Consider the following 12,710-nt stretch of genomic DNA (forward strand, 5'->3'; position numbering starts at 1 on the left):
AAAAGCGGTGGTCCCGAATCCATTGGATCGGATTCGGGACCACCGCTTTCCCTTTCACTATTGAACGTCGAGCGCCTTCATGTGCTTGTGGACCGTAGAAGGCGAGCGCCCCGCGAATGTGGCAACGCGGCGCTGGGCCCATCCATTGGCGTGGCCATAGCGGATACGAGCATGGGCCTGGGTCTCGGTGAGCAGATCGGGCTTGCGGCCGGGGGCGCAGTCGGCGGGGAGGCCGGGGAGGTCCCAGTCCTTGACGGGGCCGGCGGCCGGGACGGGTGCGGGCCGTTCCCAAATTTGGGAATGAGCCGGGGTCGCGGCCTCGTCCTCCTGGCGCTCGTCCACGCGGGCGGTCACGCGGGCCGGGTTCGTCGCGGCTGCGGAGACGGCCGCCGGGGCGGGCTGGCGGGGCGCTGCGGCGGCCGGTTCGGCCACCCGTGCAAATGCTGCGCTGCGGTCCGTCCGGGGCGGTACGGGGGCGGTGGTGGGGTTGTCGGCTGCTGTCGCGCCGGGGTCGGCCGTGGGCGCGACCGCCGGGCGGTTGTCGGCTCCAGTGCGGGCCTGCGGGGCCGGAACCCCTGTGTGGGGCGTGGACGCGACAAGCGCGACAGGTACACGTACCGGTGCGGCCGGGGCGTGCCCCGTCGCCACGGGCGCACCGGCCGCCGGGCGTGGCTGCGGGGCGGGGACGGGTGCCGTCGTGCCGTCGTGACGGTGTGCCGTCGTGCCGTCAGCCCGGTTGTGGGCTGCGGCGCGGGCTGCGCGGGCGGACTCGCGCTTCTCCTCCAGGTCCAGGGCGAACAGTTCGTCGTCCCGGCGCTGCCGACGTTCGCGGTCGGAGTCGGCGCGCTCCTGGGCGGCCTTGCGGTCCGCGTCGTCGCGCTGTTGCTGGCGGCGCCGCTCCTCTTCCTCGCGCTGCTGGCGGCGCCGACGCTCGGCTTCCTGTTCCTCGACCTGGCGCGCGGCGGTGGCCTTGGCGGCTTCCTCCAGCTCCGTCTCCTCCAGGCGGGCGGTCAGCCGGCGCCGGTAGGCGGGGCCGGCCTCCGCGACCAGGACCAGGACCACGGGCGCCACCAGGTGCTGCGCCACCCCGGTCCAGTCGTGTTTCTCGGCGCTGCTGCCGACGTTGAGGAACACGCTCGCCGCGCCCGTGAACAGGCGCAGCGCCGCCGCCCACCGGCCACCGCTGATCCCGTACCGGGACGCGATCTCGTCCGCGCGCAGCGCCCCGACGAACGCCAGGTCGACCATCAGCGGGAGCACGAACGCGGTGTTCTCCCAGCCGGGGGCCAGGTGCTCGCGGACGTACGGGGTGGCGTTCAGCATCGACCAGACGATCATCCCGGCCGCCACGCCCCACGTCATGAACGAGATGAACTGGTCCGCGGCCACCAGCTCGACCCGCATCCGCGCGGCCGACCCCGGCGGGCCCGCGGCCTCCAACTTCTTCCTACTCATGCTCTTTCTCCATCAGTTGTGCTGCACTGGCATCGCGGGGCCGGGCGGAATTCACCTCCGCCCGGCCCCGCTCGATCGCTACTTCTGCGGGGCGCGGAACCCGATCCGCTTCACCGGCCGGTCCGCCGGGGCCGGCTTCGAGCGGGTGGTGCGCGGCGGCTGCCCCACCGGCCGGGGCTCCCCGGGCTTCCGGGGGAACGTGACGTACGGCGGGTAGACGACACCGGGCTTCTTCTTCGCGAACACGAGAGCGTTCCTTCCTGGGCCGGGCCGGGTGCCCGGCTCCCCGCCCACCCCCGACGCCGGTGGTTACTCCCTACTCACTTCCTCCCGGGAAAGACCCCGATCCGGCCCCGTACAGGGCCGTGAGCAGGCTTTTCCGGGAGGGAAGTAGGTAAGGAGTAACCATGCCGGGGGCGGACAGGCAGCCGTCACCGGGCCTGCGGCTCCTGCGGGCTGACGACCACGGCGTCGATGACGGGAGCGTCGGCGGGGACGTCGGTCTCCTCCGCGCGCTCGACGGTCACCTCGTAGTCCTGGGCCATTTCGGTCTCCTCTGGTTTCTGCGGGCCGGGCAGGGTGCCCGGCTCCCCGCCCGCCCCCGGCGTGATCGCCCGGGGTGGACAGGCAGCCGTCACGCCGCCGGGGCTCCCGCCGGAACGAGCCCGGGGCCGAAGCGTCCGGGGGCCGGGCGCAGCAGGGCCTGCGGCAGGGTGTCGGCCTTGGCCTCGTTGCACGGCGCGCACGCCAGCACCAGCGCCGCCAGCAGCCACGTCCGCAGCCGGGACTGCGGGATCAGGTGATCGATCGTCAGCGCGTCCGGCCCGGCCGGAGTGGCGCAGTACCAGCACCGCGCCCCGTCCCGCTCCGCCAGCTCCGCCCGGATCTCCCGCCGACGCCGCGCGTTCGGCGCACTCACGACGCCACCTCCGCCACCAGCGCGGCGCAGCCGGAGACCACCGAGAGGACCCGTCCGCGCGGGACGCCCAGGCGCTCAGCGATCCGCGGGCTGGTCAGCCCGTCGACCAGGTGCAGCAGCAGGGCCTGACGCGGGAAGTCGTCCAGCCGCAGCAGCAGCTGCCGCTGCGCCCAGCTCACGCGGTGCAGCGCCGCGCGCTCCCACTCCTCAAGATCCGCCAGCGGCGTGCGCGGGCCCGACAACTCGGGGTTGTCGATCAGCAGCAGCAGCACCGCGCGGGCCACCAGCTTCTCCGGCTTGCCCACCGCTCCCAGGTCGGCCAGCAACTGGCGGGCCTGGTCGAGCGGCACGGCGTAGGCCAGGGTCAGCAGCGCCTCGCGCTCCGCCTCCGGCAGCGCCGCCACCATCCGCGCCATCGGGCCCGTCAGCGCCCCCAACTGGCAGCGCTCCGACAGCGCCTCTTCCAGCAGCGGGCACAGGACCGCGCACGTCTGCTTGTCGTCCCAGTCGACCGCCGTCTCGTACGAAGCGGACCGCTTGTAGTGCGCCAGGATCCGGTCCTTCACCCGGCGCCACAGCATCCACCGCGTCTCATCCGCCGAGTACCGCGTCCCCGCGTCCGGCGCCAGCAGATCCTTCGCACCGGTCCGGGCGATCTCCACCCACGCCTCCTGCGCGATCTCCTCCGCCAGGTGCACCGCCACCCCGGCCGGGGCCCCGTGGTTCAGCAGCTTCCGCCGCGCGTAGTGCACCAGCCCCGCCCCGTACTCCGCGTACAGGACGCCCATCCGCGCCGACGCCGACACCGACACCGGCAGGTCCTCGCCCCGCCCCAGCACCCGGCCACCAGGCCCGTTCCCCCGGATCGCCGCACCACGCAGCTTGCGCTGCGCCTTCACACTCAACGGCCGCTCCACCGCCGGGGCGCTCACGCTCCGGCCTCCGTCCCGGCCGGGGCGGAACCGCGCAGGTAGCAGCCGCCCGCGCACCGCGCCGCGCACACGCGCCCAGCCGGAGCCACAGGGGCGGCAGTGACCGGGTCCAGCCGCTGATCGGCCACCATCTCCCGCAGCGACCGCGCGGCCGCGTTCTCCCAGTTCTGGACCGTGGCCCGGGAGACCCCCAGCCGCTCACCGATCCGCCCATGCGACCACCCGGACACCCGCAGCCGCACCACCTCTCCCTGCCCGGCCGGGAGACGCCCCACCACCCGCTCCCACCCCTGCGGCAGCCGGACCCGCTCCCGCCGCTCCAGCCGCGCCCGAACCTCCGCCGGATCCCTCAGCACCGCCAACGCCGCGCCGAGGTGGTGCATGACATTCGGCTGGCTGATCCCCAGCCGGGCCGCGATCGCGTACGTGGTCATCCCCTCGACGCACCGCAGCTCCACCACCTCCCGCTGCCGTGCCGGAAGCGCCCCCAGCGCCTGGTCCCAGCACGCCGACCACACCCCCTCGTCGGCGTCCGTCCCCGGGTCGAGCAGCTCCAGCACCGCGCACACCGTGGCATCCGGCCCCGGACCCGCCAGCACGTCCAGCCGCTCCGCCACCGACCGCTCATCCCCCGCCCGCCCCGCACCCAGCGGCTGCTCGTTCGAGTTCCGGCGCACCCCCCAGTACGCGTACAGCGCCTGCCGCGCCCGGTACGCCAGCAACCCGAAGAACGACTCATCCGGACCGGCCCACGTCTCCATCACGGCCGGACGACGCAGCAGCTCCACCCACATCTGCTGCACCAGATCCTCAGCCAGCCCCGCCCGCTCCACACCCAGCCGCCACGCCACATGCCGCACCAGACGGTCATGGTGCAGAACGAACAGACCCCCCACCCGATCACCCAGCCGGCCCTCCGGCTCATCCGGCTCGTACGTCGGCCCCTCGCCCTCGTTCTCCCGCTCCTGCCGCTCGATCTCCTCCGCCAACCCGGCCCACACCGGCCGGGACGCCGCTCCCACTCCCGCCACACGCTCAGCCACAATCGACACGTCGAACCCCTTCGTCCGCCACGGATTGATCGGTTCGACAGCGGCCGAGGACTCCACATCCCTGGCCACCGCCCGGGGCCAGGGACTCCACATCCCTGGTCCCACCAGCCCGGCCGGGACTCCACATCCCGGCCGGGCGCCGCCGCTTCCTAACGACGACCCATGCGCATGGTGCACTAGCACACCACGCAGGTCAAGAGGTACGCTCTGAAGTGCACTAGCAGACCAACCACTCACGAACAGGAGTCCGGTCATGCCAGAGGTCGACCGCACACCGCCCTACCTCCAGGTAGTGGCAGAACTGCGCCGTCGCATCGTTGACGGCGAACTCACGGAAGGGGACCGGCTCCCCTCCGTCCGGGAGATCGCAAACCAGTGGCAGATTGCGCAGGCCACAGCCATGCGCGCGCTGGCTGTGCTGCGGGCCGATGGACTCGCCGAGTCCGTCGTGGGCGTTGGCACGGTGGTGCGCGCGCGGCGCACCCTGCACCACTCGGCAGCAGATCGCCTCGACCGGGCGCTGCGCTTGGGCAAGATCTACCCGGAGAATGAATACGCCGTAATCAAGTCGGCGGAATTGGCAACACCGCCGGACTGGGTCGCCGATCTCCTTGGCACCGAAGAGGGCGGACAAGCAATCAAGCGGGCACGGGTTACGCACAACGAGGACGGCCCGGTCAGTGCTTCTATTTCGTGGTTCTCTGGCGATCTCGCCGAATCAGTTCCTGCTTTGCTGGAAACCGTTCGGATTCCCGGTGGAACTCCGAATGCAATCGAATCAGCTATCGGTCGACGCAGCGTAGATTCCGAAGAAGTATCAACTGCTGCACCCGCAACAGAAGAACAGGCAGCCGATCTCGGAATTCCCATTGGGTCACCTGTCAGCATCGGCAGGAACGTTTACTACGACGCATCCGGCGACGTGCTTGAAGTCGGAGAGTCCGTGGCGCCAGCGGGCCGCTGGACCCACCACCGGCGGCGCGGCTGATCGGCGTTGCCGGGCCATGCGAGAGCATGGCCCGGCAACGCAACAGGCCCCGCCATCGGCGGGGCCTGAACGTCCGCCCGGGTTCACGGCCCGGGAGGAGAAGCACTCGACTCCCCATCAAGGAGGTGCGCTCCCTTGAGCGTACGCAAGAACAGCGCCACCGCACCAGTAGGCCGCGTTTTCGCAGGTCAGCAGCGGGTGGGGGTGGCGCTGTGAAGAAGCGAATGAGTCGGCCGCGCCGGTTTGCATCGGTCGACAACGAGGCAATCGACTGCCTGCCCTCGATCCTTGCGGTGGGGCTGCTCACCCGACTGATCAGGGCGCAGGACGGCGAGCACGTCACCGTGGAGACCCTGACTGAGAAGTACGACGAGGGCGAGAAGGCCCTGTCCGGGGCGATGCGCGCGTTGGTTGAGGCCGCGTTCGTGGTCAAGATCAAGATTCAGCGGGCGACGACGGAGACGGTCGAGGACGACAACGGCAAGCTCGTCGTCAAGCGGGGCGGCACCTGGTACACGGAGTTCAGCGTGGACTCTCTGGCCTTCTCCGCCGAGGACGTAGCGGAGATGGTCCGAGAGGTCCTGACCAGGAAGAACGTCAAGAACTACCGGGTCGAGCCGAAGCATCTGGACCCGAAGAACACCGGCCTGGCTCGGACGGTTCGACCGGCCCCGCTGATGGGGGGTGTCGGTCCCACCTGCGAAAACACGGAACAGCGACCGGCCCCGCTGATGGGGGGTGTCGGTCCCACCTGCGAAAACACGGAACAGCGACCGGCCCGCCCTAACCGACGGGCCGGTCGAGCGGGGACCGCTCAGGGGGGGGCTCTTATTAAGGAAGAGACTGTTGTTGAAAACTCTCTCTCTAGTGCCGGAGGTGACTCGGGTGCCGAACCAGAGAGAGAGGCGGCTGCGCCGGGGACACCCTCACCGCTGCCTCCGGCTGCTGGTGTGGATCTGGCTGGTGTGGTGGTGGACGCGTACGAGCGGGCGGCGGGGTACCGGATGGTGAACGGCACGCGGCGGGTGTTCCGAGAGCAGGCGGTGGCGCTGCTGGCGGCGGGGCGGTCGGTGGAGTGGCTGGCGGCGCGGGCGGCGGAGATGCCCGCGCACGGGTGGGTGGATCTGGCGCGGCATGTGAACCACCCCCAGCAGCGGCCGGCCCCGGTCGGCGGTGGTGGGGGGGTGCCGGGTGAGGCGCCCCGGGCGACGCCGGAGCAGATTGCCGCGCTGCGGGCGCGGTTGCTGGAGCGGGGGACGGGTCTGTGATGGGCAACGAGGAGACGGCGGAGCTGGCGGAGCTGACGGCGGCGGAGGACGCGGTCCTGGGAACGCTGCTGCGGGACGGGGTGGACGACCTGGTGCCGGATCTGGTGGACGCGCTGGAGCCGTCCGACTTCCGGGAACCGCGCCAGGGTGAGCTGTGGGATGTGCTGTGCGGGCTGCGGGCGGGGGGTCGGGCGTGTGACCCGATCACGGTGACGGCCGCGCTGCGGGCGGCGGGGACGCTGGAGCGGCACGGCGGGCCGGTGCGGATCCACCAGCTCCACGACGCGGTGCCCACGGCCGGGCACGCGCTGCACTACGCCGGGATCATCCGGGAAGCGGCGCGGTGGCGGGCGCTGCTGGCGGCCGGGGTGCGGACGGTGACGGCGGCTCAGCGGCGGGAGGGCACGGCGGCCGAGGCGGCGGAGATGGCCGTGGAAGCAATGCGGGGGGTGCGGGACCAGGGCGCGGGGGCGGGGGATGAGGCGCCGGTGGATCTGCTGGACCTGATCGCGGAAGCGGACGCGGAGCCGGACTGGGTGATCCCAGGGGTGTTGGCGCGGTGGGACCGGCTGATTCTCACTGGTGGTGAGGGCGGCGGGAAGTCGCTGCTGCTGCGTCAGATCGCGGTGCGGGCGGCGGCGGGGCTCCATCCGTGGAAGCGCGCCCGTATCCGGCCGGTGAAGGCGCTGATCGTGGACGTGGAGAACTCCCGCGACCAGGTCCGGCCGTGGCTGGCGCGGATGCACGCGGCGGCGGCCGAGGAGGGTGCACCGGTGGAGCGGGGGGCGCTGCGGGCGGTGATCCGGCCGGAGGGCATCGACCTGTCCCGGCCTGCCGACCGGGCCCGGCTGCTGCGGCTGGTGGAGGCGGAGCGGCCCGATCTGATCGTGATCGGCCCGATCTACAAGCTGGCCGCGCCCCGGAGCGGTGAGGGGGCAGAGGACGCGGCGCGGGCGCTGATGAGCGCGCTGGAGGCGGTGCGGGTGGCGTCGGACGGTGCGGCGCTGCTGATCGAGGCGCACTCGCCGCACGCGTCGATGGGCCGCCGGGATCTGCGCCCGATCGGCAGCTCGCTGTGGTTGCGGTGGCCGGAGTTCGGGTTCGGGCTGGCGCCGGTGACGGGTGAGCCGGGGGCGGCGGAGCTGCGGCTCCATGACTGGACGCCGTGGCGCGGGGCGCGGTCGGAGCGGTCGTGGCCGGAGCGGGTCTGTGAGGGCGCGACGTGGCCGTGGATGGCGGTCCAACACACGGGCAACGAGCCGATCGTGGTGGCGACGCTCACCGAGGAGCAGGCGGTGGCGGCGGGCCTGATCCCGGAGCAGCAGTTCTGGGATGACGTGCAGATCGACTGAGACCATCCCGGGAACGCGCCTGGCGGCGCCTCTCCCGCTCTTCCGTCCCGCCCGGGTCTCTCCGGGCGGGACGGGGTTCGTTCGGCCCGGAGATCGCCGCACAGGGCCTCACGGGTTGTCAGCCGGTCCGGGGTGGGGGCGAGTCGGGCCCGGGGCCGCGTCGGACGCCGGGACGGGTCCGGCTTCGCCCAGGCCCTCTGTGGGGAAGTAGTCGGCCCGGCCGGGCCGCGGTACCGCCCCTTGACCGCGCAGATCGGACCCCATGGCCAGGGTCCGGCCCGGGGGTAGGTGGAGCGCCTTGCGGGGCACCCTGCAAAGCACCCTGTGGCACGCCCTGGAAGGCGCCTTGCGAAGCGCCCTGGGAGGCGCCCCGGGGCTGGGAGGCAGGCGGGCAGTCTGCCCCGTTTTGCCCTGTGAGGCTGGGAGGTTGACCCCCTTGTTTCCCAGGTGCAAGGGTTCTCCTGTGAGCTGAGAGGCAGGCGCCGGTCGTTGTCCGCCGGCCCCGGGTCCGGGCTGGTGAAGACCGCGTTCAAGCCGACGTCAATCCAGGGATGCGGCCGGTCGCCGGGGGTCTCACACGTGCGCGTCACGCGCACGTGTGGGGCGTTCCAGCACGCCGCGCCCGGCGGGCCGGGTTCGCCCGGTTCATGTTCATGTTCATCACCGGCCGGGCGTGTGAATCCGGCGGGCCAACACGCGCGCGTGGGCCGCGCGCGTGCGAGGCGGTGAACTCCGGCCCGGCCCGGCCGGAGTGACCCGGAGGCGGTCCAACGCGTGCCGCGCGTATCGCGTGTCGCCCGTGCCGCGCCCGCCCACACGCGAGGCGCCGGGGCGCGCGCCCGTCCGCCGACCCGGCCGCGCCGCGTCCCCGCGTCCGGGTGGGGAGAAGCCCGGCGGCGGCCGGTCCGGGAGAGAGCCGGCCCCGGGTCCGGCCGGGGTGGTCCCCGGCGGGGTCGGCGGGGTCGCGCGCGTTTGGCGTGCACACGTGCCCGTGCACTCGCGTGCACACGAGAGAGCCGAGGCCGGAGAGAGGGGCCGGGCTGATCGGATTCTGATCGGCGGGCATCGGCGGTTGATCGGCGCTGATCGGCACCGCGGATCCGATCAGCGCCGATCGGGAGCCGATGGGGAAGCCGATCGTGACCAGGGAAAGCCGATCGATCCGATCACCGCGCCCTCCCCCGGGTTTCCTCGTGCCAGGGGCCCTGGCGCAGCATTTGCACGGCCGGGGTGGCGTGGCCCGGCGGCGATGGGCGCTGCCCGGAAGGGGGCCGCGTCGGACGGCGGTACGGGTCCGGCTTTGCCCAGAACCCTCTGTGGGGAAGTAGTCGGCCGGGCCGTGCCCCCTTGACCAACGCCGTGAGCTGCGTGTCCGTCCGGCCGGTGCCGGGTGCCGGGGCAACTTGTAGAGCAAGTCGTAGGGCAACTTGTACGGCCACTCGTAGGGCAAGTCGTAGAGCAAGTCGTAGGGCAACCTCCTCCCGGGCCGCCGTGCAGCCGGCCCCGCCGGGCCCCGCGTCCGGGGTGCTCGCGGGGGGCAGCTGCCGTTTCCTTCCCTCCTTCCTTCCCGCGCCGAAAAGGCCCGCTCTCGCTCCCCGGGGGGCCGTGAGCGGGTCTTTTCCCACGGGAAGGAAGGAGGGAAGGAAGCCGTCGCTGTTGTTCTTCCTCACCGGCCGGGCCGGGTGCTCCGGCCGGGCCCCAAGGCGCGCGCGTGTCGCGCACGCGCGAGGCGGTGAACTTCCGGCCGGGTGATCCGGCCGGGGCCGGCGGGTTGCGGGTCTAACCCCCCGGGCGTCCAGAGTGCGGACCACCGCACCAACCCTCTGCGCTGTCCGTCCGTCCAGGGCGCGACGCAAGCGGTGACGGTCCTCAATGCTCCGCGCTCCGCGTGCCGTCCGGCACGCCCGACGAAGGGGGAACCCGCATGTCCACGTCCACGCTCTCGATCCTGGTGGCCCTGCTCCTGGCGGTGGCCGGTCTGCTGATCGTCGGCGGTACCGCCTACGCCGTGCACCGGCGCCCGGCGATCGGCTCGCCGCTCACGGCCGGGCTCACCGCCGGTGCGCTGTTCGCGGCGCTGGTCGGCGTGATCCTGACCCGGTGACCCGCCCGGTTCATGTTCATCATCACCGTGTTGCCCGTGAATCCGGCGGGGCCGACACACGCGTGCACGCGTACGCGTGTAGGGCGGCCAGGCCCAGGTGTCCCGCATGCGAGACAGGACCGAATCGGCCCGGCCCGGGACGCTGCTGCGGTGGCAGCATCTGCGGGGTGACGAGACGACGTTCCCTCGGTGCCGGTACCGCCCTGCCGGATCCTCCCGTCCGCGATCCGCGGGCCCGGACCGCCGCAGAGCGCGCCGCCGACGCGGCCTGGGTGGAACTCCCCGCGGGCGGGCCGGCTGTTCCGCCGGGGGTCCGGCGGCGGCTCGGGTCCGGCGGCGGTACGGACCACCAGGCCGCGCCGCCGGACCCGCCGACCGCCCCGGAACCCGATCACGGAAAGTAGCGGCGAGGCGAGGCCAGGCTAGGCGAGGTGACCCCGAATCCCCTTGACCACCGTCCACAGACCCCCTGTGGACGGGTGGTCAAGGGGTTTTCCGTCTGCCTGGCCTGGCCTCGCCTCGCCTCGCCGCTACTTTCTGTAGCCGAATCGGGGTGCGCTACGTCCAGGCGCGGGTGCCGATCCAGTGCTGGAAAGTCTCCTCGGTGAGGGCTTCCACGAGCAGATCGGCAGCGCGCTCGGGACTGATCCCGGCCGCGTTCGCTCCGTCCATGACCCAGGCGCTGAGCCGAGCGGTGTGGTCCGCGCTCAGCACCCACGGTCCGGTGTCCCTGGCCGGGCCGGATCCGCTGGCGCCGCTCATTCCCAAATTTGGGAATGAGCCGTCCCGGCGGTCCTGGCCGTGGGCGACGACCGTGCCGGTGACCGGTCCGCCGGCCCCGCTCTCGGCGGGCCCGGCCGGGGCGGCGGGCTTGCGCGGTTTGGCGGTGGCGGGCGGGAGCTGGCGGGGGACGAACAGCGCCTCCAGGCGCTCCGGCTCGGTGCCCTCGCGCAGGAAGTCCGCGAGGTTGGCGACCACGTCGGCGGTCACCCGGTGTCCGAGCTGCTGGCCGTGCCGTCGCAGCTCGGCGTACCAGTGGGCCACCGATTCGTGGCCCTGCTTCTCGGCGACGTCGACCAGGGCGCGGACGTGGGAGTCCGGGGCCGGGCGCTCGCACGCGTCGGAGATCGTCTTGGCCAGCGGCCACTCGCCGATCTCGCGGTAGGCGGCGGACTCACTGATGCCGTCCCACTCGGCATCGAGGTACTCCTGCCGGGTCCGCTGCCCGTCCTCGCCCCGGAACAGGCTCCGGCGGAACGCGGCATCGAGGGCCTTGCCCCGCATCCACTTCGCGGCCTGGTGGTGGTCGCGGGCGGCATGGATCCGGTCGAGCTGCTGCTGCTCCTTCGCGTCCAGCGGCCCGGTCCGGTCCAGATCCTGCGGCTCGGGGATCAGCTCGGGCACGAAGGCGCGCGCCCGGTCCCGCCGCTCGACGGCCTTGTCGTCGGCCACGCTCATCCCTTCGCCCCGGGCAGGTGACCGCGCTCGGTCAGCTCCGTCACCAGCGCGTCGTACGGCTTCTTCCGCTCCGGCTTGTCGCAGGGGAAGCCGACCGCGGACGCGATGCCCTCCCGCCTCGGGATCTGGGTGGACAGAACCGTCCAGCGCGGGTCGGTGCCCTTCTCGCCCCCGTTCCGCAGGAGGTCCGCGTACTTCTTCGGGCTCGCCGCCCCGGCCTGGCAGCGGTTCAACAGCACGTAGGTCGCCGGCGGCTGCCCGCTCTCGCGCAGCGCGGCGGACCGCTTGATCACCTTGGCGAGCGCCGTCCCCCGCTCGGGCTTGGTCAGCCGGTCATAGTCCGGCTGCGTGGGCGACAGCGTCAGGATCACGAGATCCACAACTTCCAGTATCGAGTCCACGATGTCCGGGTGGTTCTCGGCGTGCCCGGCATCCACCACGTTCACCCGGTCGTGATCCATCTCGGGATAGATGACCTCGGCGAACGCCGGGGTGTCCGCCACGTGCACCTTGCACGGGAAGTCCCCGGCGTCTCGCGCCCACGCGGACAGTTGCAGCGACTCGTCCGCGTCGTAGCAGGTCACGGGGTGGCCAGCCCGTGACAGGGCATAGGCCAACAGGCCCGTGTTCGTCGTACCGCCCATGGTCCTGGGCTTCAGGCTGGCAATCAGCATGTGCGCCACCCTACGGACCCGGAACCAGCCCCGACCCGCCCGGCATCCGGGAGGAACCGGACTCGTTAGGCCCGGCATGGACACCCAGCCGCCCGAACCGGGTGCAGACGACATGGCGACCGCCCGCGAATTCACCCGGCACGCCTTCGAAGCCCTGGACCACGACCGCCCCGAAGCCGCCCGCGCACTCGCCGACCTCGCCCTGGTCCACATCCGCCTCGGGCTCCGACCCGAGCACGTCGCCCCGGACATCACCGTCGAACCACCAGCAGACCTCCCTCAACCCCGCAGCACCGCACAGGACCCGAACCTGCTCGATCTGCCCGCTGAGTGCGGGCCCGGCCGCCCGCCCGAGCTGCTCACCGATGCCCAGGCGCACGCCCGCATCCTCTACGGCCTCACCCAGGACTGGACCCAGCGTCGCATCGGAAAATTCGCCGGAAGGTCCGCGACAACGGTCAACAAAGTGAAATCATCAATGGAATCAAAACTCCCTCAGACGTGAATC

General features: G+C 72.4%; 12 protein-coding genes. 5 read left to right on the top strand and 7 right to left on the bottom strand.

The window, feature by feature from the left end; genetic code table 11:
• Positions 1–57: 57 nt before the first annotated feature.
• The 5 genes from ABD371_RS35410 to ABD371_RS35430 form a co-directional block, all read right to left on the bottom strand.
• Positions 58–1,455: a DUF2637 domain-containing protein gene (locus ABD371_RS35410; RefSeq protein ID WP_344486773.1), complete on the bottom strand. Its 1,398-nt coding sequence runs from the start codon at positions 1,453–1,455 to the stop codon at positions 58–60.
• A gap of 78 nt (positions 1,456–1,533) precedes the next feature.
• Positions 1,534–1,701 carry a hypothetical protein gene (locus ABD371_RS35415; protein ID WP_344486776.1) on the bottom strand — a complete coding sequence of 56 codons (168 nt, stop codon included), beginning with the start codon at positions 1,699–1,701 and terminating at the stop codon, positions 1,534–1,536.
• Between the two features lie 388 nt (positions 1,702–2,089).
• Positions 2,090–2,374, bottom strand: a complete 285-nt coding sequence (locus ABD371_RS35420; protein WP_344486779.1) for an HNH endonuclease — start codon at positions 2,372–2,374, stop codon at positions 2,090–2,092.
• Positions 2,371–3,306 (bottom strand): hypothetical protein, encoded by a 936-nt coding sequence (locus ABD371_RS35425; protein WP_344486782.1) that lies wholly within the window; start codon positions 3,304–3,306, stop codon positions 2,371–2,373. Before ABD371_RS35425 ends, ABD371_RS35420 begins: the two co-directional genes overlap by 4 nt.
• On the bottom strand, positions 3,303–4,358 hold the full coding sequence (locus ABD371_RS35430; protein WP_344486785.1) for a sigma-70 family RNA polymerase sigma factor: 1,056 nt from the start codon (positions 4,356–4,358) through the stop codon (positions 3,303–3,305). The genes ABD371_RS35425 and ABD371_RS35430 overlap by 4 nt, the downstream gene beginning before the upstream one ends.
• Positions 4,359–4,611: 253 nt before the next feature.
• Between ABD371_RS35430 and ABD371_RS35435 the strand changes: the two genes are divergently transcribed.
• The 4 genes from ABD371_RS35435 to ABD371_RS35450 all read left to right on the top strand — a co-directional run bounded on the left by ABD371_RS35435 (position 4,612) and on the right by ABD371_RS35450 (position 10,070).
• Positions 4,612–5,346, top strand: a complete 735-nt coding sequence (locus ABD371_RS35435; RefSeq protein WP_344486788.1) for a GntR family transcriptional regulator — start codon at positions 4,612–4,614, stop codon at positions 5,344–5,346.
• Positions 5,347–5,558: 212 nt separating this feature from the next.
• Positions 5,559–6,614, top strand: a complete 1,056-nt coding sequence (locus ABD371_RS35440) for a hypothetical protein (protein ID WP_344486791.1) — start codon at positions 5,559–5,561, stop codon at positions 6,612–6,614.
• Positions 6,614–7,966: an AAA family ATPase gene (locus ABD371_RS35445; protein WP_344486794.1), complete on the top strand. Its 1,353-nt coding sequence runs from the start codon at positions 6,614–6,616 to the stop codon at positions 7,964–7,966. Before ABD371_RS35440 ends, ABD371_RS35445 begins: the two co-directional genes overlap by 1 nt.
• Positions 7,967–9,890: 1,924 nt before the next feature.
• The gene (locus ABD371_RS35450) at positions 9,891–10,070 is read left to right on the top strand and encodes a hypothetical protein (protein ID WP_344486797.1); all 180 of its coding nucleotides are present in this window, start codon (positions 9,891–9,893) and stop codon (positions 10,068–10,070) included.
• Positions 10,071–10,628: 558 nt separating this feature from the next.
• On the opposite strand, the gene ABD371_RS35455 is transcribed toward ABD371_RS35450, so the two are convergent.
• Positions 10,629–11,522 (bottom strand): hypothetical protein, encoded by an 894-nt coding sequence (locus tag ABD371_RS35455; RefSeq protein ID WP_344486800.1) that lies wholly within the window; start codon positions 11,520–11,522, stop codon positions 10,629–10,631.
• A 2-nt stretch (positions 11,523–11,524) separates the two neighbouring features.
• Entirely contained in the window at positions 11,525–12,202 is a 678-nt protein-coding gene (locus ABD371_RS35460; RefSeq protein WP_344486803.1) for a plasmid partition protein, read from the bottom strand.
• Between the two features lie 112 nt (positions 12,203–12,314).
• Between ABD371_RS35460 and ABD371_RS35465 the strand changes: the two genes are divergently transcribed.
• A complete protein-coding gene (locus ABD371_RS35465) occupies positions 12,315–12,707 on the top strand; it encodes a hypothetical protein (protein WP_344486806.1) in 393 nt (130 codons plus the stop codon).
• Positions 12,708–12,710 lie beyond the last annotated feature (3 nt).

Source organism: Streptomyces amakusaensis (genome assembly GCF_039532665.1).
Classification (GTDB): Bacteria; Actinomycetota; Actinomycetes; order Streptomycetales; family Streptomycetaceae; genus Streptomyces; species Streptomyces amakusaensis.